Here is a 19,310-nt window from a genome sequence, read left to right as displayed (position 1 = left end):
CCGACATAAACGCCATATCTATCGGTGTTGACCGAAAACGCTCCCCCCATAATCCGTTCATGCTAAGCGACCTGTCAGGCTATGAGGAGCCCCCGGAGACCGGTGATCACCAACACACCGGGCGGGCGCCGCGATAACGCCGAACACTCCCGCCGAAGCGGGCAAGGCCGCCCCCGGGTGACCTTCTCCACCCCACCGTGCCCTTTGCGGACATCTTCAGTGACGGGGCGGGCAGACATTGTGGAACGACCCCCGGCGCAGGGCGACCGGCCCCAGCCCGAGATCCCGATCACGCCCTGAGGAGAGACGTGGCACTCGCCCGGACCACCGCCGACTGGTGGCGCGACGCCGTCATCTACGAGGTGTACATCCGCAGCTTCGCCGACGGCGACGGCGACGGCGTCGGTGACATCGCCGGAGTGCGGCAGCGCCTCCCGTACCTCGCCGCACTCGGCGTCGACGCGCTGTGGCTGACCCCCTGGTACCCGTCCCCCATGGCCGACGGCGGCTACGACGTCGCGGACTACCGGGACATCGACCCGGTCTTCGGCACGCTGGAGGACGCGCGGGCACTGGTGGAGGAGGCACACGAGCACGGACTGCGCGTCCTCATCGACATCGTGCCGAACCACACCTCGTCCGCGCACGCGTGGTTCCGCGAGGCGCTGTCCGGCGGGCCCGGTTCCTCCGCCAGGGAGCGGTACGTCTTCCGGCCGGGACGCGGCCCCGGAGGCGAGCTGCCGCCCAATGACTGGAGGAGCGTCTTCGGCGGGCCCGCCTGGACGCGGACCACCGAACCCGACGGCTCGCCGGGCCCGTGGTACCTGCACCTGTTCGCCCCCGAGCAGCCGGACCTGAACTGGGACGACACCGAGGTGCGGGCCGAGTTCGAGTCGATCCTGCGCTTCTGGTTCGACCGCGGCGTCGACGGGGTGCGCATCGATGTGGCGCACGGCCTGGTGAAGGCGCCCGGTCTGCCCGACATCGGCTCCCTCGACGGCAAGCTCCTCGAAGGGGCGGGCGACCTGGACCATCCGCACTGGGACCGCGAGGAGGTGCACGAGATCTTCCAGGGCTGGCGGACCGTGGCCGACGCGTACGACGATCCCCGCGCGTTCGTCGCGGAGGCCTGGGCGGGCTTCCCCGAGCGGCTGGCCCGCTATGTCCGTCCCGGCGAGCTGCACACCGCGTTCAACTTCGACTACCTGATGGCGCCCTGGCGCGCCGACCACCTGCGCCGCGTTGTCGACGAGTCGCTCACCGCGCTCGGCGCGGTCGGCGCCCCGGCCACCTGGGTGCTGTCCAACCACGATGTCGCCCGGCACGTGTCCCGCTACGCCAGGCCGCAGCCGGACGGGCCGCTGCGCTCACTTGCGGATCTGCGGGGACCCGCGGACCTGCGGCTCGGCACCCGCCGGGCCAGGGCCGCAGCCCTGCTCACCCTCGCCCTGCCCGGTGGTGCGTACCTGTACCAGGGAGAGGAACTGGGCCTGTGGGAGGTCGAGGACCTCCCCGAGGAACTGCTCCAGGACCCCACCTGGCAGCGTTCCGGGCACACCGACCGGGGGCGTGACGGCTGCCGCGTCCCACTGCCGTGGAGCGGGGACGGCCCACCGTTCGGCTTCAGCCCCGACGGCGCCGGAAGGCCGCCCTGGCTCCCGCAGCCCGACGCGTGGAGGCCGCTGACGGCCGAGGCCCAGGACCTCGATCCGTCGTCGATGCTGAACCTGTACCGGTCGGCGCTGGACCTGCGCCGCAGCCACCCGGCCCTCGGAGACGGCACGCTCACCTGGGACAGCGCTCCGGGCGACCCGGTGCTGTCGTTCGTCCGCACCCCCGGGTTCCGGTGCGTGGCGAACCTCTCCGGAGATCCGGTCTCGCTGCCCGCCCACAGCGAGGTGCTCCTGACCAGCGAGGAACTGGAGGGAGGCCGCCTGCCGGGCGACACGACGGTGTGGCTGGTCCCGTGACCCGGAACGAACCGTGCGCCGGGCCGGGCTCCCTCGCGGACGGCCGGTTCGTCAGTGGAACAGGCCGCTGTAGGCGTTGAGGGCCGGCCGGCCGCCGAGGTGGGCGTACAGGAGGTTGGAGTCCTTGGGGATGTCGCCGTCGCGCACCAGATCGATGAGCGCGGCCATCGACTTGCCCTGGTGGACCGGGTCCAGGATCGTCTCCTCGGTCCGGCCGGCCAGGCGGATGGCGTCCTGGGTGGACTGGACGGGAACGCCGTACTTCTCACCCGCCCACCCCTCCAGGAGGGTGATCTCCTCGTCCCTCAGATCCCCTTCGGACCAGATGAGTTCGGCGGTACCGCGGGCGATGCGCCTCACCTGCGCCCGTGTCCCGGCCGGGTCGGCGGAGGTGTCGATGCCTGTCACCCGGCGCGGACGGTCCTGGCCGGCGAATCCGGCGATCATCCCGGCCTGGGTGCCGCCAGTGACGCCGCACACCACCACGGCGTCGAAGAAGACCCCGAGTTCGCGCTCCTGTGCCTGTACCTCGTAAGCCCGGTTGGCGAAGCCCAGTCCGCCCAGCGGGTGGTCGGAGGCCCCGGTGGGGATGGCGTACGGTGTGCCACCCGCGGCCCGCACGTCCCCCAGGGCACGGTGCCAGCTGTCCCGGAAGCCGATGCCGAAGCCGGCGTCGACGAGTTCGACGTCGGCGCGGCTGCGGCTCGGGTGGCGGTCCCCGAACTTTCACTGAGCACGCTCACTGAGTATGCTCAGTTAAATGAGCGGCAACTCCACGCGCCCGCCCTCCGGCGGCGTACGCAGGCAACGCAAACAACAGACCCGCCAGGCGCTGCTCGCAGCGGCACGCCGAGTGCTGCGGCGGCGCGGGCTCGCAGGACTGACGACGCGGGACGTGGCGGCGGAGGCCAACGTCGCGGCCGGAACCTTCTTCGTGCACTTCCCCGACCTGAACACCCTGATCGAGACCCTCCTCGACGAGCACATCGGCCGGGCCCTGGAGGCAGCGATGCGCACCCTGCCCCCGGCCGGCGACCTGGTCGGCCGGCTGGTCCACGTGGCCGGCGAGCTCTACGCCAGTTACGACCGCGAACCCGACCTCGCCCGGCAGTACCTGTCCGCATCGCTCTTCCACGCCAACCCCCAGGGCCCCACGGACCGGCGGATGGCCGAATTCCGCCGATGGGTGACAGGTGAGCTGGAAGAGGCCGTCTCGGTACGCGCGGTCGCCCTCCCGGAATCGGATCTGCTGTTCACGGCTTTCTTCTCCCTCTACTTCGGCATCCTCGTCGCCGGACTGCGCGGCGAGCTGGACCGTGCCGCCCAGCTGCGGCTGCTGGAAGCGTCCCTCACCCGAATCATCACCGCGAAGCACCAGCGGGAGCAGGCATGAGGGCGCTCGACGTCCTCGTGGCGGGCGGCGGCATAGGCGGACTGACCGCAGCCCGCGCCCTCCGGCGCGCGGGCCACCGCGTCACCGTCGCAGAAAGGAGCCCCCACCGCTCCACGACCGGCGCCGGCATCGTCCTGGCCCCCAACGCGCTGCGCGTCCTGGCCGCACTGGATGTGGACCTGTCCGAGCACAGCCGCCCGCTGCCCTCGTTCGACCTCGTCGACGCCGCCGGGGCCGTACTCCAGCACATCCGGCCCCGGCGTCCGGCCGGCCACGGTGAACTCTCCCGCTCCCTCAGCCGCTCGTCACTCCACACGGCCCTCCACGACCACCTGCCGGACGAGGTGCGCTTCCTCGCCGGGCGGGCCGTCGCCTCCGTACGGGACACCGGTCAGACGGTCGAGGTCGGCTTCACCGGGGACCGCGCGGTGCACTCCTACGACATCGTGGTCGGCGCCGACGGCCTGCGCTCGACCGTCAGGCAACAGCTCACCGGCCCGCTCGCGCTGCGCTACAGCGGCACCACCTGCTGGCGGGGGATCACCGACAACACCGGGTTCACGAACGCCGTGGAGTCATGGGGCCCCGGCACGCGCATCGGAGCTGTGCCCCTGCCCGGCCGGAAGCTGTACTACTACCTCGTCGCCACCGCACCCCGGCGTGCCCCGGAGCCCGGCTGGCCCGACGGCTTCCGCCGCGTCTTCGCCCACCACCGCGGCGAGCCGGCCCGGCTCCTGGACGCCCTGACCGAGGCCCCCTCCCTCCACCACGATCTCGAGGAGCTCGACAAACCCGTCTGGGGCAGCGGCAGGATCCTGCTGCTCGGCGATGCCGCCCACGCCATCACGCCGAACCAGGGACAGGGAGCCGCCATGGCCATCGAGGACGCCTACGCCCTCGGCCTCTGCCTGGCCTCCGGTACGGACGGTGCTCTCGAGCGCTACCGGGCCCTGCGCCACCGCCGTGTCCGCCGCGTGCAGCTCGCCTCACGGCGCATCGGGAAGGTCTCGCACTGGCAGAGCCGTCCGGCGCGTGTGCTGCGTGACACGGCGCTCCGCCGAACGCCGCCGTTCGCCGCACAGAACCGGTACCGCGCGCTGACGGAACCCGCGCGGGCCCTGCTCCGCAAGCCGTAGGCCGGGACGCGCGCCGCCCGTCCCGCGCGGCCGGAGCCGTCGAACCCTCGCACGCGGGAGGGGATTCAGGCACCTCCGGCCGCCACCGAGCGATCCATCACAGGAGCACAGCCCCATGCCCCAGAATCCCCGCCGCCCCGCGGCCGCCGCGGCCGCCCTCGTGCTCGCCGCCCTCTCGTTTCTCCATCTCCTCTGGCTGAGTTCGCCCTGGCCGCTGACCAGCCGGCAACGATTCCTCGAAACCGTCGCCGGTCAGACGGGCCCCTCCTCGGGCCCGCCCCCGTGGATGACCCTGGCCGTCGCCTGTCTGCTCGCGGTGGCGGCATGGCTCATCCTGGCCCGAGCCGGGTTCGTACGCGGTTTCCTTCCGTACCGGGTCCTGAACGTGGCGACCGGGACCGTCGCCGCCGTGTTGCTCCTGCGGGGCGCCGCGGGCCTGGTCCTGTCCGGTGTGGTCGGCCAGGGTCCCGCACCGTTCCGGTTCTGGGACCTGGTCCTGTACTCGCCCCTGACCCTGGCCCTGGGCACGGTCGCCGCCCTCGTCACCCGTGATCCGGCCGGTCGGCCGCTGCGGCCTGCCGGGCCACCGCAGGCACGCCGCAGCCCGTGACCGACCGAGCCGCGAGACGGTCCTCGAAGGCTCAGACGCCGGGGAGCGGGGCGGCTCAGCCTGTCGGTCACCGGCCCCGGGCGCAGGATGAGAAAGGTTCGGTCAAAGACGGTCACAACACCGCTCCGACCAGCAGCGACAGTGAACTCCGACTGGACGGCCAGGAGGTCACCGTGCGTGCCGGCTCTTCCCGGGGCACTCCGGAAAGAGAGTGTTCAGAAGGCGCCGCGCCCGGCTTCCGACCCTCAGCGCCTCACCGTGACCGCACCGGGCGCCGGTGCGGCGGGCCTCGGTCCGGGCCGCGGCGGACAGCACCCCGCCGACCCGCTCGACGCCGCCGAACTGGAACCCCAGCTGGGAGGTGTAGCAGGCGGCTGCGGCGATCTTGGGCGTCAGCACGGTGCCGATGTCCACCGTCACCTCGGTTGCGTCCGCGGACCGGCCGGGAGGAGGCCGACCCGCGGAGTACGGCGCGCGGATCACGTAGGGGACGTCGCGCCACCAGCAGGTGTGCGAGGGCGGTGCGGCGGCGGCGACCGCCCAGGCCGTGATCAGGTGGTCGACGTGGCCGCCGATCCCCCGCGGGGCGAGGACGAGGTCCGCCGGTGCCAGGTGCGGGCGGATCAGCGACTCCAGTTCCGCGCCGGCCATGTCGTCGGCGCGAGGGGAAGCGAAGAGCTCCGGCGCGCTGCCGTATCCACGGTGCGGTGCCTCGGGCAGCGGCAGGTGCACCGGGGGCAGCACGCCCAGCATCCGCTGGGCGGTGGTGTCCTCCGCGCGGCGTAGGGCCATGTAGTCGGTTTCCGCGGGCAGCCCCTTGTCGAGCTGGGTGGACAGCGCGAAGGCGCACGGATCCTCGACCGAGGCCGTGAAGCAGGTGACGACCCGCACCGACCAGCCCGCCCGGGCCAGGGCGGCCAGGACGCCCCCGGCGGAGAAGACCGCGTCGTCCAGGTGCGGGCTGACGGCCACGGCCGTACGGGCGCCCGGCGTCCGCGCGGTCACAGCAGATGCGGGGCGCGGCGGAACCGACAGGACAGGTCCACGACGGATCCGGCGGTCCCGCCGCCCGGAGCCCTTCCGGGCCGGTCCCCGGCGGACCACGCGGCGCGCACCTCCTCGTACGCGGTGCCGATGCGCCCGGCGGCCACCGGCCACGACCACCGGGACCGCACCTGCTCCAGCGCCGTCCGCACGAGGCGGTGCCGCAGTGGCGCGTCGTCGAGCACCCGCCCGACCGCCCCGGCCAGGGCGCCGGGGTCGCGCGGCGGCGCCAGCAGGCCGTTGACACCGTCCCGCACGCAGTCCACCACCCCGACCACGCTGGTGGAGACCACCGCAAGCCCGCAGGCCATCGCCTCCAGAATGGTGTTGGAGAACCCCTCGGCCCAGGTGGGGCTGACGAAGACATCCCCTTGGCGGTAGACGGCGGGGGCATCGTGATAGCCGGTGGGACCCAGCACCTCCACCGCGTCGGCCAGGTCCGTTCGCCGCGCCCGGCGGGTCAGCCGGTCCAGGTCGGGGCCGGTGCCGGAGACCAGCAGCCGCAGTCGCCTGCCCTCGGCCAGGAGCAGCCGCACCGCCTCCAGCAGGTCCAACACGCCTTTGCGGGCGTCGATCCGACCGTGGTAGAGGAGCGTCGGCGGGTCGCCGACCGCTCCCGGCCGCCGGCTCGGCCGGGGCCGGAACAGCTCGGTGTCGGTGGCTCCGGGGACCACCGTGAAGCGCTCGACCGGTACCCGGTGGCGGGCCGCGACCTCGGCCGCGAAGGAGGCCGAGCCGATCAGCAGGGCGGGGGCGTCCCGCAGGACCCGCCGGACCGCTGCGCGATGCGTGGCGCAGCAGGTGCCGACCCAGTGCCCGTCACCGCCCTGAATGGAGACCACGGACGGAACACCCAGCCGTTGCGACGCCTCCACCGCGGCCAGCCCCGGCGGGTATCCGTACTGGGCGTGGAGCACGTCCAGCGGCTCGCGCGCGTGCAGGCCGGCGATCGCCTCGCACAGTGCGGTGACATCGGCCTCGAAGTCCGCGGGCCGCCCGTCGGCGACGGCCTGCTCTCCCAAGGACTCCAGCGCCACCAGGCGCACACCCCGGGGGACCCGTTCGGGCGGGGGAGGGCCGCCGCCGTAGACGGCGCGTCCCTGCCGGTCGCCTCGGTACTGGGACACCAGGGTGACCTCGTGCCCCGCGGCCGTCAGGGACCGCAGCAGGTTCTCCGCGTAGGCGCTCATGCCCGACACGGTCGGCCAGTAGCGCCGTGAGACGAAGCAGATCCTCATCGCACTCCCTCCGGGGAACCGGCGACGCCGTGCGCGGCGGATGCGTCCGGGGCCCCGTCGCTCCCGGCCCGCTCCGCGTGCCGCAGCGCCCGCAGCGCACCGGGCACCAGGACGTCGGCGCGATGGGCGTCACGGGACAGCTCAAGGCTCACCAGTCCGCCGTATCGCACGGCGCGCAGTGCGCCGAGCACCATGGGCAGGTCCATGTCGCCCTCGCCCGGGGCGCGGTGCTCGTGCCGGCCGCGGGGCATGTCCTCCACGGCCACCGCCCCCAGATCCCGGGCGTGGTTCAGCACCGCCCGGTGGGGCGCCAGACCGCCGGACACCAGGCAGTGGCCGGTGTCCAGCGCCAGCCGCAGGCCGGGAACGCGGGCGGCCAGACGGGACCAGCCGGCACAGTCCTCCACGAGCATGCCCGGCTCGGGCTCGAAGGCCGCGACCACGCCGCGCTCGGTCGCGTACGCCACGACGGCGCGCACTCCGTCCACCAGATGCCCCCAGGCCGTCCCGCCGGAGGAGGTGTCCGTGCCCGGGGCCGGTGCTCCCGCCCAGAACGAGACCGCCTCGCTGCCCAGGTCGGCGGCGATGTCCACGCACAGCCGCAGGAAAGCCAGCCGACGGGCCCGGCCGGCCGGATCGCGGGTCACCAGGGTCGGTTCGTGTTTGCGCCTCGGGTCGAGGAGGAACCGCGCCCCGGTCTCCACCGTGCTGTCCAGCCCCAGGCGGTCCAGCCGGCGGGCCAGGGAGGCGGTGCGGGCCGCCAGACGCGGCGCGAAGGGGTCGTGGTGGGCGACGTCCAGGGTGAGGGCGACACCGTCGTACCCGGTGTCCGCCAGCAGGGCCAGCGCGTCCGGCAGGCGGTGCGAGGTCATGCCGTTGGTGTTGTAGGCGTAGCGCAGGCCGTCGCCCGCCGAGGCGCTCATCGGAGGGCTCCCGCGGCGGTGCGGGCCACCGCGTGACGGTCCGGTTCGCGGTAGAGCGGGTACAGCGCCCCCACCGCCTCCCGGGCGGCCCCGATGTCGAACCAGGCGGGCCCGCCCAGCCGTTCGCGGGCCTCGGCGGTGAGGTGGACCGGTCGCGCCCCGGGGCGGGGAGGGGGGCCCACCCCGGCCAGGGGTCGTTCGCTTTCCATCAGCCGCCGCACCCCGCGTTCCCCGATCCGTGCGTAGGACATCGTCTCCACCTCCATGCCGGGGACGAGGGCCTTGACCGCGTACCCGTCCGGGCCGCCCGTCTCGATCACCAGTACGTCGAAGTCGGCGAGCCGCCGCAGCAGGTCCGCCAGGAGGGCGCCGGGGTCCTCCAGGGAACCGGCCGGCACGGTCGGCAGGCCGGAGAAGGGCACGGTGGAACGCTGCGCCAGCACGGCGGGCTCCAGCAGCGCCAGCAGGCGCGGGCCGTCCAGGCCGGCCCAGGCGGTCATCGCACGCAGGGCGCGCGGCTCCTGTTCCGCCAGGGGTGAGGACAGTTCGCGGTCGAGGTAGCCCGGCGGGGCGATCCGCGCGACGGTCTCCAGCGGACTGTGGAAGAAGACCTTCCGCGCCCGGGAGGAGACGTACTCCAGCACCGCCTTGCGCAGTGCCGTCTCCCGGTCGGGATGGACGGCCTCCCCGCAGGCGGTCAGGACCAGCGGCGGAGCCATGGGATCGGCGTCGACGCCGACGACGTGGACGTCGGCCATCGAGAATTGCGCGGAGGCCAACTTGGGCAGTACACGGATGCCAAGGCTACGCAGCCGCCCGAGTACCGAGACGGTGACCGGGTCGGCGACCTCGTCCAACTCGATCACCACCCCCTTGTCCGTCGCGCGGTGCGCCGTCGCGTTGCCGTCGCGCTGGAGGATCTCCAGCAGAGCGTGGGACAGGGCTCGTTCGGGGGTGTCCCCGGCGCCCAGCCCGTTGGTGACCGGGGTGGTCAGCCAGCCTCCCGGCGGGGGGTCCCCGGGCAGGTCGCCGCCGCACGCCGCGGCGAACTCGGCGGGCACCAGCACCTCTTCGCCGGTGCGGTAACGGCGCGCGGGCACCCAGTCCAAGGGGCGCTCGGGGGTGTAGTCCGAGCCGGCCGGCAGGACGAGGCGGACCGGGTCGGCGACCCGGTCCCGGCCGCGCTCGCGCACCAGTTCCGCGTAGGAAGCCCGGCGGCGCTCGGTGCGCGCCAGGTGCCGCGCCGACAACACCTCCTCGACGAGTTCGCCGTACGCCCCGATAAGGGCCTGGTCGGTGCCGGCCCCGTATCCGCAGGCACCCTTGCGCACGCCGTCCGGGCCGAGGTGGTCGGCGGAGACCACCGGGAAGCCGGTGCGGTCGGCCGCGCCGATGTCGAAGCCGTCCTGCTCCCCGGGTGCCAGCGCGGCGCGGTAGGCCCGCACCACCGGGTGCGTCCAGGCGGCGCTCACCGTCCGGCTCCCAGCGCGAGGGCCTCCGTGGTGGGCTGTCCGGACAGCTGGTGGTCGAACAGACGCCTCACGTCCGCGGTGGTCACCGGGGCGGCGAACTCGAAGGGGGTGACGACCGCATCGAACTCCAGTTCTCCGATCACCGAGCGGTAGCGCCGCACCTCGCCGTGCGAGAGCGGTACGCGGGCGTGGTAGGCCTTGTGACAGGACAGGGCACGTGGCACGGTGCCGTCCAGGTCGACCTTGAGGGCGTCGCCGCAGAAGAGGATTCCCCGGTGTGCGTCGTGCAGGACGCAGTGGCCGTCGAAGTGCCCGCCGGTGCGGTACATCGTCAGCCCCGGGGCCGGCTCCAGGGTCTCGTCCACCGGCCAGGTCACCCGGAACGCCTTGGTCCATTCCAGGTCCCGCGTGCCGACGGCGACCACCGGGGGAGCGAAGTGCCGCTGGAGCTGCCACAGGGCGCCGTAGCCGTGCACATGACTGGAGCCCAGCCAGGTGATGCCGCCGAGCCGTTCGATCTCGGCCAGTGCCTCGGGAGGGTAGTACGGTGCCGCCTCCCAGGCGGCGTTGCCGTTCCCGGTCTCGATCAGCCAGCCCGTCGATCCCAGACCGAAGGAGGGGACGGTGCGGAACCCGGTGACGCCCGGGGCCGGCCGGTGCCAGTCGGCGGCGAGGAGGACGCCGACCGTCTTCTCCTCCACCAGGTCCCAGCCGTCCTCGGGCAGCGCGTTGCGCACGTCGCCGCAGACCGGACAGCCGGGCGGGGTACCGAACCACCGCTGCCAGTGGCCGCAGTGGGCACAGGCGTACATGCTCAGGGTCATCGTCGGCCTTCCTCGGTGGTGAGGGGGATCCGGCCCGCGGCCGGAAGCGAGGGGGGGACTTCGGCGGTGGCCCCGTCGGCTCGGGCCAGCGCTTCCAGCAGCAGCCCGTGCAGGGCCAGGTCGCGCCGCAGCGGCCACGGCCAGATCCGCTCCCGCGCGGCGCCGGCGCGCGCCGCCGTCACGGCCGCGGAGAATCCGCTGACCTGTCCGCCGAAGGGCGAGGCACCGGCGTCGAACGCGACGGGAACGCGCCGCGCGATGTCCGCGCCGGTGAGCCACACCGCTCCTCCGGCGTCCTGACCGAGGGTGTCGGTCGCGGTCAGCAGTCCACGGGTGCCGACGATCTCCAGTCGGCGGCGGGGCAGCGCGTCGGGGGTGTTGTAGGCGACGTGGAGACAGACCAGGACCCCGCCGTCGGTCCGGCCGGCCAGGACAGCGCCGTCGTCGACCCGGTAGGGGTGCACCCGGTGCTGGACCAGCGCCGCCAGTTGCGTCACGTCGTCCCCGCCGAGCAGCACCCCCACCAGGTCGAGTCCGTGCGGGGCCAGGTCGATCAGGGCTCCGCCGCCGGCCCGCGCCGGGTCGGCGCGCCAGTTGTCGCAGTGGCCGCCGTCCGGTGACCAGGCGGGCGGCAGCCAGCAGCAGTAGGTCATCCGCACCGCGGTGACCGTGCCCAGCCCGCCGGAGGCCACCACCTCCCGGGCGGCCCGGTGGGCCGGGTGGAACCGCTGGTCGTAGGCGGTGGCCGCCAGTACCCCCGCGCTTTCACAGGCTGTGACCAGACGCTCGGCGTCGGTGAGGTCGGCGGCGAGCGGCTTCTCGCACAGCACTGCCGCTCCCGCCGCTGCGGCGGCCTCGGCCACGCGGCGGTGAGTGTGATTGGGCGTGGCCACGTACACCGCGTCGGGCCGGTGGTCGGCCAGCAGATCCGCGAGACGGGGGACGGCCCGGACACCGGGCGCCCGGGCGGCCAGCCGCGCGGCGGCGACCGGGTCGGTGTCGGTCACGGCGACCAGGCGGGGGACCGCGGTGGCCGGCCGCTGCCGGGCGGCCTCCAGCAGTCCGGGCAGGAAGTGGTCGCGGGCGACCCATCCGCACCCGGCGATCGCCCACCGGCACGTGGTCGCGGCGGCCGACGTGTCGGCGTTCACCATCGCTCCGGCAGGTCCAGGAGCACCCTGCGGCGGGCCAGCCCGGCCACCTCGGGCGTCAGGCGCCCTGCTCGCGCGTCCGCGAGCAGGGCGGGGGAGAGAACGACGCGGCTCGGCAGGTAACCGGCGGCATCCCGCCCGTACTCGTCCCGCCAGCGTGGGCTCGGCCAGCGCAGCAGACCGTCACGGTAGAGGGGGTTGAGCCGCAGGGGCCGCCCGGGGACGGGCCGGGCCGGGGTCGGCAGGGCCTGTCCGGGCGGTGGAGGCGGGGCATCGGCCAGGGCGAGGGCCTCGCAGTGCGCCAGGTCCTCCACCGAACGCGGGCGGGGGGCGACACCGTCCAGCAGGGCGCGGGTCAGACCGGCGTCGTCGTAGCAGACGGCCCCCGGCAGCAGCGACCGCCAGCCGGCCGGATCCAGCGGCAGACCGGCACTCGGCCCGGGGACCAGTGCGTTGTGGCAGTGGCCCAGGACGACGGCGCCGCCGTCGGCGTGCCTCAGGGCGCGGTCCACCACCTCCCGCTTGCGGGGCAGGAAGTACAGCGCGTCGTGACAGGTCACGTAGGCCGGCCCGTGCGGACGCAGCGGCCACGGGGCGGTCAGGTCGGCGCACACCAACCGCGCCTCGGGCACGACGAACCGCCGGGCCAGCCACAGTTTGGCGAAGACCACGTCGATGCCGGTCAGGTCCCGGTGCCCGCGCAGCGCCAGCTCCCGCAGCAGGTGTCCCGTGCCGCAGGCCAGTTCCAGCACCGGTCGGGGGCCGGGCGGATGGTGTGCGGTCAGGGCGAGCACGGCCAGCCAGGTCGGGTCGCTCCACCGGTGCAGGAAGTAGTCCCCGACCCTGCCCAGACCCAACAGCGTCACCGCCTCGCGCAAGGTGGCCGCCTTCAGCGCGGCGCGCAGCGTCCCGGGGGGCGGGACCGGGCCGTCCCACCAGTCGTCAGTGTCGGTGAGCAGGACGACCGCGGCACCGTCCGGGTCGCCCTCTTCGATACGGCGCACGGCCCGCTCACGCAGCTCCTCGCGACCGGCGCGCAACCAGGGGATGCCCGCCACCACGGGCCAGAGCCGTTCGCCGTCGGACAGCAGACCGGGCCCGCGCGACCGCAGCGGGGCCCCGCCTACCGGGCTGACCAGACCGGTCGCGGCCGCCTTCGCCGCGGGACCCGCAGCCGGGCTCCTCACGCCGCCTCCACCGCGGCCAGCACGGCCCGGTGGAAGCCGGACACCGCGCAGGGATGCACCAGGTCCAGATCGTCCAGCGCCTGCTCGGCGGTGAAGGCGGCGGCCCGTGCGTGGTGGTGGACCTGCAGCACCCGGTCCAGTACATCGGCGGCGTGGAAAGCCCGGGCGGCCGGGTGCACGGCCTCCTCGCGCAGGGCGAGCAGACCGGTCAGACGCGAGGCGAGAGGGCCGGGCAGAGCCGCGAGTGGTCGATCGGTCAGCCGCGCCGTGATGCCCGGAAGGTGCTCACCCAGCAGCTCCTCCCCGGCGAAGCCCGCGTCGGGCAGCACCGCGTTGTGCAGGTGATGGGCCAGACCGAGCAGGAAGGCGTCGATGGGGTCGGCGCCGAACGCCTCGGCCAGCAACCCGCCGTAGACGGCGACCGCCCAGCAGTGGTCACCGTGGCTCTCGGGCGGCTCCACCATCAGCCGCGGGTGCCCGGGCCGTGTGGCACCCGCCCGCGGCTGGGCGCACAGGTCCACCGCGAATCCCGGCGCAGGGGCGTCGTGGTGCTCCGCCCCGGCCAGCCGCGGCAGCGCTTCCCGCAGCCGGCCGAGGGTCACCGCGTCCAACCTGCCCGTATGCCGCCCGACCGAGCGGGCCAGCACGGCCGCAGCCTCGGAAGCCGTCAGCCCGCACCGCCGCAGCACCGGGCCGTCCACACCCGCCAGACGTGCCCCGGCCACGGCGGCAGCGCACTCCAGGGCGGCGATCCGGCCGGGGCCGGCACCCCGGGCCAGCGCCGCCCACGACCGGAGGAAGGCGCGTCCCGCCATCGAGACAGGGCTGTCGGCCGTCCGGACCCGCTTGAGGTCGCCGATCTCGCGCAGCAGGGGGGCGGCCGCCCGCAGGGCATCGCGCGGCACCTGGAGCGAGGCCTGCCGCGCCGGGCGGGGAGCGGCCCGCGTCACGACCGTCCGTCCCGCGGCGTCCGGCCGTCCAGCCAGTCCAGCAGGGCGCGCTCCTGCCGGTGCAGCGCGTGCTCCGGGACGCGTCCGTCGACGGTCATGGGGGCCTTGAAGAAGAACCCGAACTGCTCCTGCACCCCGCGTTCCCCACGCCGCCGCGCCTCCGCCAGCAGACGCACCAGTTCCAGTACCAGCGGGGCGGCCAGGGCGGAGTCCTGACACAGGAAGTCGATCTTCACCTGCATCCGGCGGCCGAGGAAACCGACCAGGTCGATGTTGTCCCACGCCTCTTTCCGGTCGCCGCGCGGCCGGTAGTAGTCGATGCGCACCAGGTGGTCCTCGACCGGGTAGCCGAGCACCGCGTCCAGCACCGACTCCTTGGCGGCCGTCTTGCTGGCCAGCGAGCCCGGATCCTCCAGCGCCCGACCGTCGCGATTGCCCAGCAGATTGGTGGAGTACCAGCCCTCCACCCGCAGCGCCCGGGACCGCAACGCCGGGGCGAGGACCGTCTTGACCATCGTCTGCCCGGTCTTGCCGTCCTTGCCGGCGATCGGCACGTGCCGCCGCTCGGCCAGCAGCGTCAGAGCCGGTACGTCGGCCCCGACGCTCGGGGTGAAGTTCACGTACGCCATGCCCTCCCGCAGCGCCGCGTAGGCGTAGAGCATGGCGGGGGTGATCGCCTCGCTCCCACCGTCCAACGCGTCCTCGAAGGCTTCGGGGGAGGCCAGGGACGATGACGCCGGGTCCGGTTGCCGCTCGGTCGAGGCGAGGTTGACCACGACCACCTCGTCCAGCTCCCGCTCGGCCCGGAAGCGCCGCAGGTCCTCCCGTATCCGGTCGGTCTGCTCGCGCAGGTCGCCGGACGGCATGACGTTGGCGCCGCCGACCCCGCGGCAGTAGGCCGGATCGGCCACGGCCGGCCAGGGCCGCACCCGCTGCAGCCGGGGCGCAACGGCCTCGATCTGGGCGGGGTCCAGCACCTGGTGGAAGTGGGCGGCCTTGGCCAGGTCGTCGGCGGACACGTCCCAGCCGCCGAACATCAGCCCCTCGTAGGGCACCAGGTCCGTACGCGCTGCCAGCGGAAGTCCGTCCTGACCGCAGGCGCCGAGCCTGAGCAGTTCCACCCCGGCCACGGCGGTCGTGGCCACCGCGCCGCCCAGCCCCACGACGGCCACACCCAGCCGGTCCACCGGCTCGTTCCCGCTTCCGTGGTGGGAGGGGTGCCTCTCGGTCAGCGTGTTCATCGCTCTCTCCGATCGACTCGCACGGCGGCCGCGGCCGAGGCCCGGCGACGGAGTGGAACCCGGCCGGAGGCCTCCGCGGATCCGCGAAAGCTGTCACGTACGTGGCGGAACGGACGCGCCGCCCCGACGTCATCAAGGTTCGGCGCGGCCATGGACTGGTGCATCCGCGGGAAAAGCCGTGATCCGGGGGTTTCGTCCTTGCCGTGCGACGGTGGCGCGCCGATGCGGGCACCGCGTACCCGTCGCGCCGCGCACGTGATCGGCCGGCCAGGGCGGCCGAACGGGTGAATTCCCGGCCCGGGCCCTCGGTGCGGTGCGGCAGGCCCGTTCCGCGGGGTGATCGGTTACGGGCGTGCGCGTCTGTGTGAAACCGACTGTGCGGCCCGCCGCAACCACACCATCGCCTCGACAACCGCCCGGACCTCGGGCAGCAGCGCCCGGTCGGCCTCGGTGAGGGCGAACGTTCGGCTGGAGTGATCGAAAAGGGCCACGCCGAGACGTTTCTCGAGATCGCGAAGTCCGCGCGCAGCCGGTGCCGGTCGAGCGCGTAGAGCGCACCGGGGGTGATCCGGTGGCCGGCACCCGCCATGTCCGTGAGTTCCCCGGGCCCGGAAAGACGGAAGCAGGAGAAGCCCCGCCGGGCGCGGGAGACGGTCCGGTCTTCACCACGGCGTCCGCTGCTGGCTGACCATCGTCCCTGAGCGTGGTGGTGTGGCGGCCCGCGTTGCCAGGACGACCGCCATGCCCTTATTTTCTGTACAGGCCGTACCGAACGACATGAACTCCTGGATCACTCTCGCCCGGCACTGCGAGACGGCGGGCTTCGACGCGTTGCTTGTCCCCGACCACCCGGGGGCGGCGGCCTCCCCGTTCGTGGCACTGGCGGCCGCGGCACCGGTCACCGAACGCATCGGCCTGGGGCCCTGTGTGGCCAACGCCGGGGTGCGCGAGCCATTGCTGCTCGCCTCCGATATCGCGACCCTGGATGTCGTCTCGGGCGGTCGGGCCCGGATGGCGCTGGGCGCCGGGCACACCCCCGCCGAGTGGGCCATGGTCGGCTCGCGGCGCCCCGACGTCGCCGGACGTGTACGACGCTTCACCGCCGTGGCCGAGCCGGGCGTCGATCTCCGCATGGGAACACCCGGGAAAACGTGTGCGGAGAACGTGCAGAACCTCGGAGGGAACGTACGACATCACATCGATCACGGGTGATCCCCGCGGCCGGGAAGTGGGTGGCGGGCGCGGCGGGCGGCCACCGCCCTGCCGTTGTGCTCCCGCGCCGCGTCGCCGGGGACAGGCGGCGACAGAGACGAGCCGCCGACAATCGGTCACGTGTTCCCAAACATACTGCGGCTGTCACTCGTTCGGGTGAATCCCGGTGCTATCGCTCCATGCTGGGCTGTGTTGCCCGCCCATGCTCTTCCCGGGGCCGCGCCCTTGCTGCCCCGGGAAGAGGTGAAAGCACAAGATGAGCGCGACACGACGAGGAATCATAGGAGGGGCGCTGGCCGCCCCCCTGCTCGCCAGTCTCACGCCGACGGCCTTCGGCGCCTCCGCGAGTCCGGAGCTGGGCAGGCTCTCGGACGCCTGGGTGGATCTGCGATGGAGCAAGCACACCCAGGACGAGTTGGACCGTCTCGGGGTCACCGTGGAGCCTGTCGCGCCGGCCGGCGGGAACCAGAACAGCGGTGGGGGAAGGGTTCGTTTCCCGGTACGTTCGGCGACCGGCGACCCCTCGGTGGACGATCCCGGGCGAGCCCGGGGCACCGCGGTCCTCGCGGGTGGCCTGGTGCTGCGGACTCCCGCCGGTGAGTTCCGGCTGTCCGACCTGGCGTCCTCACTGGAGGGCGAGACGGTCTCCGGGGAGGCCACCGTCAACGGCCTTGTGACCGCTCTGCAGTCGGTGTTCACCTTTACCATGGGGGAGGGGCGCCTGGACGCGGCGCCGGTGTCTCCCGGCCGGCCGATGAGGGTCCAGATCGTCGGCGTCCCGATGCGCCTGACCGAGGCATCGCTGGAGGTGTTCGAGACCACCTTCGGTCCGTCGGGTCTGACCACGAAGACCGTTCTCGGGCACCTCACGGCCGGGGGCGTGTACACACCGCCCGAGCCGTGATCGGCCGACGGCCGGGACTCAAGAAGCCCCGGTCGTCTTCGCAGCCGGCCGACGTAGGTGTCGATGGCGTCCCGCAGGTGCCGGTGACCGAATTCGGGCCAGTGCACCGGCTCGAACACGAACTCGGCGTACGCCAGATGCCAGGGCAGGAAGTTGCTGAGCCGCTGCTCCCCGGAGGTGCGGATCAACAGGTCGACGTCGGGCAGGCCGGGTGTGTACAGGCTCCTGGCGACATCCTCTGGGCCGATCCGCTGCGGCTGGATCCTTCCGGCGACCGCTTCGGCGGCCAGGGCGCGGGCGGCGGAGACGATCTCCTCGCGCCCGCCGTAGTCGGCGAAGATGTTCAGCATCAGCGTCGTGTTGCGGGACGTCATGTTCTCGACAATCGCCAGCGTGGACGCCAGCGACGGAGCCAGCCGGTCGCGCCGCCCGCACCACCGCACCCGGATGCCGCGTTCCTGCATCCACCGGGCGAACAGGGTGAGTCCCTCGGTCATCGTGGCGAACAGCTCGGTCACTTCCTCCGTGCCGCGGCTCCAGTTCTCGGTGGAGAAAGCGAAAACACTCAGCTGGGGCACGCCCAGCCGCAGCGCGGAGTGGACCAGCCGCAGCGCGGCCCGCGCACCGGCGACGTGACCGTCGGACGCGGGCAGACCGTGTGCCGCGGCCCACCGTCGGTTCCCGTCCATGATCACGGCGACATGGCCGGGTATGCGGTCCGGCACGGGGAGGGCCGGGGAACCATTCGCCTGGTGGCTGAGCAGCGCGTTCCGGTCGACGCCCTCGGCCAGCACCCGTGCTCCCAGGTGGTCGGCCTGGTCCAGCACGTGTTCCACCCCGAGGATGAGGCCGTGGGCGAACGGTCGGCATGACGCGTGCAGCTTCCCCGTGACCGGCGTGGCCCGGGCCAGCAGGTCACGGGTACGGGCGACCTGGACTCCGATCAGTTCGTCCAGCGCGTCCCGGCGTGTGGCGTCCAGGAGATCACCGGGACGCAGACCGAGCTTGTCCAGATCCTCTTCCGGCAGGTAGCACCGGCCCCGGCCGAGGTCGAGCGGGAAGTCCTGGAAGATGTCCGCCATCTGGCACGCCTCGCCCAGCACACGCAGCAGATCCACCGCCTCCCGGGGGCGGGGCGCCAGCAGCGGGGCCAGCAGTCCGCTGGGCGCGCCGGTCACACCCCGCAGGTAGCGCCGCAGGTCAGCGGCCGTGTCGAACGCGGGCGGGGCCGCGCTGTCCCTCCGGGTGGTGTCCAGGAACTCCTCCAGCAGCGCGACGTCCAGCTCCCGGCTGCGGACGGTGTGCACCAACGCCCGCCGCAGTGGATGCTCGCTGTGTCCCGCGCGCACCTCGGCCAGCGAGTCGGCGCACCACTGCGACAGCCGCGCCTCACGGCCGGCGAGGCGGCCCTCGTCGGCGATGTCGTCGGTCGTGTGCCAGTAGGCGACGAGTGCGCGGACATGCGGCCGAACCTCGGCGGGCAGCGACTCCGTGGCCGTCCAGAGCGGCCCGGACAACCGCTGCCCCACCTCCTCGCACCGAGCGTATGATTCGCGCAGCTCCGGTGTGGTGATGCCGGCCTCTTCGTATGCGGACACCCGTACCTCCCCTGTCTGAACGGATCCCGCCCGGCCTCTTCTTGCGTCCGGGCGGGACCCAGCGTCCTCAACACTGCTCTCAACGAGCCATCCGGCGACAAGGCACTGCCCCCGTCCCACTCGACGCCGCACCGGAGGCACCGGTCACCGGCCACTGTCCGACGGCGCCGGCGGGTGCGCGGTCCCTTCCGTCATCAGCGCGACGCCGACTCGTCCGCGCACCACGCCCCGGCCGGCTCTCTGAATCCCCGACACGGTGGTGTTCATGGCCGACGGCGCCGGCGTTGTCGTGGAAGTGGACCGCGGCACGACATCCTACGCCCGTCCGGCCGCTAGGTTCTGTCTGACAAATGATCTTGTCTGGGTTCGCGGAGCCAGAGGACGAGTGCGGCGAGGTGGAGTCCGGCCCGGTAGCGGCTGGCGAGTTTGTCGAAGCGGGTCGCGATGGCCCGGAACT

The 19,310-nt window shown here is 73.5% G+C and carries 15 protein-coding genes and 2 pseudogenes; 5 read left to right on the top strand and 12 right to left on the bottom strand.

Annotation, left to right across the window (positions count from 1 at the left end; genetic code table 11):
* Positions 1-308: 308 nt before the first annotated feature.
* Entirely contained in the window at positions 309-1,970 is a 1,662-nt protein-coding gene (locus LJ221_RS08080) for an alpha-amylase family glycosyl hydrolase (protein ID WP_241714991.1), read from the top strand.
* A gap of 51 nt (positions 1,971-2,021) precedes the next feature.
* On the opposite strand, the pseudogene LJ221_RS08075 reads toward LJ221_RS08080, so the two are convergent.
* Positions 2,022-2,663 (bottom strand): annotated as a pseudogene (locus LJ221_RS08075) (pyridoxal-phosphate dependent enzyme); the annotation flags it as partial.
* Between the two features lie 67 nt (positions 2,664-2,730).
* On the opposite strand from LJ221_RS08075, the gene LJ221_RS08070 reads away from it, so the two are divergent.
* The 3 genes from LJ221_RS08070 (at position 2,731) to LJ221_RS08060 (ending at position 5,109) form a co-directional block, all read left to right on the top strand.
* Positions 2,731-3,363 (top strand): TetR/AcrR family transcriptional regulator, encoded by a 633-nt coding sequence (locus tag LJ221_RS08070; RefSeq protein ID WP_241714989.1) that lies wholly within the window; start codon positions 2,731-2,733, stop codon positions 3,361-3,363.
* Positions 3,360-4,499 (top strand): FAD-dependent monooxygenase, encoded by a 1,140-nt coding sequence (locus LJ221_RS08065; RefSeq protein ID WP_241714988.1) that lies wholly within the window; start codon positions 3,360-3,362, stop codon positions 4,497-4,499. The genes LJ221_RS08070 and LJ221_RS08065 overlap by 4 nt, the downstream gene beginning before the upstream one ends.
* Before the next feature lie 115 nt (positions 4,500-4,614).
* Positions 4,615-5,109: a DUF3995 domain-containing protein gene (locus LJ221_RS08060; RefSeq protein WP_241714987.1), complete on the top strand. Its 495-nt coding sequence runs from the start codon at positions 4,615-4,617 to the stop codon at positions 5,107-5,109.
* 168 nt (positions 5,110-5,277) lie between these two features.
* Here LJ221_RS08060 and LJ221_RS08055 read toward each other — a convergent pair whose 3' ends face one another.
* Genes LJ221_RS08055 through LJ221_RS08015 form a run of 9 tightly spaced genes read right to left on the bottom strand, consistent with a single transcriptional unit; the run spans position 5,278 to position 15,139 of the window.
* Positions 5,278-6,114 carry a PIG-L deacetylase family protein gene (locus tag LJ221_RS08055; RefSeq protein ID WP_241714986.1) on the bottom strand — a complete coding sequence of 279 codons (837 nt, stop codon included), beginning with the start codon at positions 6,112-6,114 and terminating at the stop codon, positions 5,278-5,280.
* On the bottom strand, positions 6,111-7,343 hold the full coding sequence (locus LJ221_RS08050; RefSeq protein ID WP_241714985.1) for a glycosyltransferase family 4 protein: 1,233 nt from the start codon (positions 7,341-7,343) through the stop codon (positions 6,111-6,113). Before LJ221_RS08050 ends, LJ221_RS08055 begins: the two co-directional genes overlap by 4 nt.
* Before the next feature lie 44 nt (positions 7,344-7,387).
* Positions 7,388-8,314 (bottom strand): sugar phosphate isomerase/epimerase, encoded by a 927-nt coding sequence (locus tag LJ221_RS08045; RefSeq protein ID WP_241714984.1) that lies wholly within the window; start codon positions 8,312-8,314, stop codon positions 7,388-7,390.
* Positions 8,311-9,786: a YcaO-like family protein gene (locus LJ221_RS08040; protein ID WP_241714983.1), complete on the bottom strand. Its 1,476-nt coding sequence runs from the start codon at positions 9,784-9,786 to the stop codon at positions 8,311-8,313. Before LJ221_RS08040 ends, LJ221_RS08045 begins: the two co-directional genes overlap by 4 nt.
* The gene (locus tag LJ221_RS08035) at positions 9,783-10,610 is read right to left on the bottom strand and encodes an MBL fold metallo-hydrolase (RefSeq protein ID WP_241714982.1); all 828 of its coding nucleotides are present in this window, start codon (positions 10,608-10,610) and stop codon (positions 9,783-9,785) included. The genes LJ221_RS08040 and LJ221_RS08035 overlap by 4 nt, the downstream gene beginning before the upstream one ends.
* A complete protein-coding gene (locus LJ221_RS08030) occupies positions 10,607-11,761 on the bottom strand; it encodes a Gfo/Idh/MocA family protein (protein WP_241714981.1) in 1,155 nt (384 codons plus the stop codon). Before LJ221_RS08030 ends, LJ221_RS08035 begins: the two co-directional genes overlap by 4 nt.
* Positions 11,758-12,948, bottom strand: coding sequence for a trans-aconitate 2-methyltransferase (locus tag LJ221_RS08025; RefSeq protein WP_241714980.1), 1,191 nt, complete (start codon positions 12,946-12,948; stop codon positions 11,758-11,760). The genes LJ221_RS08030 and LJ221_RS08025 overlap by 4 nt, the downstream gene beginning before the upstream one ends.
* Complete coding sequence (locus LJ221_RS08020) at positions 12,945-13,898, bottom strand: HD domain-containing protein (protein WP_241714978.1); 954 nt, start codon at positions 13,896-13,898, stop codon at positions 12,945-12,947. Before LJ221_RS08020 ends, LJ221_RS08025 begins: the two co-directional genes overlap by 4 nt.
* Positions 13,895-15,139, bottom strand: a complete 1,245-nt coding sequence (locus LJ221_RS08015; RefSeq protein ID WP_241714976.1) for an inositol-3-phosphate synthase — start codon at positions 15,137-15,139, stop codon at positions 13,895-13,897. The genes LJ221_RS08020 and LJ221_RS08015 overlap by 4 nt, the downstream gene beginning before the upstream one ends.
* A 741-nt stretch (positions 15,140-15,880) precedes the next feature.
* Here LJ221_RS08015 and LJ221_RS08010 point away from each other — a divergent pair.
* On the top strand, positions 15,881-16,351 hold the full coding sequence (locus tag LJ221_RS08010; RefSeq protein WP_241714974.1) for an LLM class flavin-dependent oxidoreductase: 471 nt from the start codon (positions 15,881-15,883) through the stop codon (positions 16,349-16,351).
* Positions 16,352-16,495: 144 nt separating this feature from the next.
* On the opposite strand, the gene uppS is transcribed toward LJ221_RS08010, so the two are convergent.
* A complete protein-coding gene (uppS, locus tag LJ221_RS08005; protein WP_241714973.1) occupies positions 16,496-18,853 on the bottom strand; it encodes a polyprenyl diphosphate synthase in 2,358 nt (785 codons plus the stop codon).
* Between the two features lie 332 nt (positions 18,854-19,185).
* Positions 19,186-19,310 (bottom strand): annotated as a pseudogene (locus tag LJ221_RS08000) (IS5/IS1182 family transposase); the annotation flags it as partial.

The sequence above is a fragment of the Streptomyces sp. CNQ085 genome (genome assembly GCF_022614595.1).
Classification (GTDB): domain Bacteria; phylum Actinomycetota; class Actinomycetes; order Streptomycetales; family Streptomycetaceae; genus Streptomyces.
The sequence above is the reverse complement of the archived record's forward strand: the minus strand, read 5'-3'. Positions and strand labels throughout refer to the sequence as shown.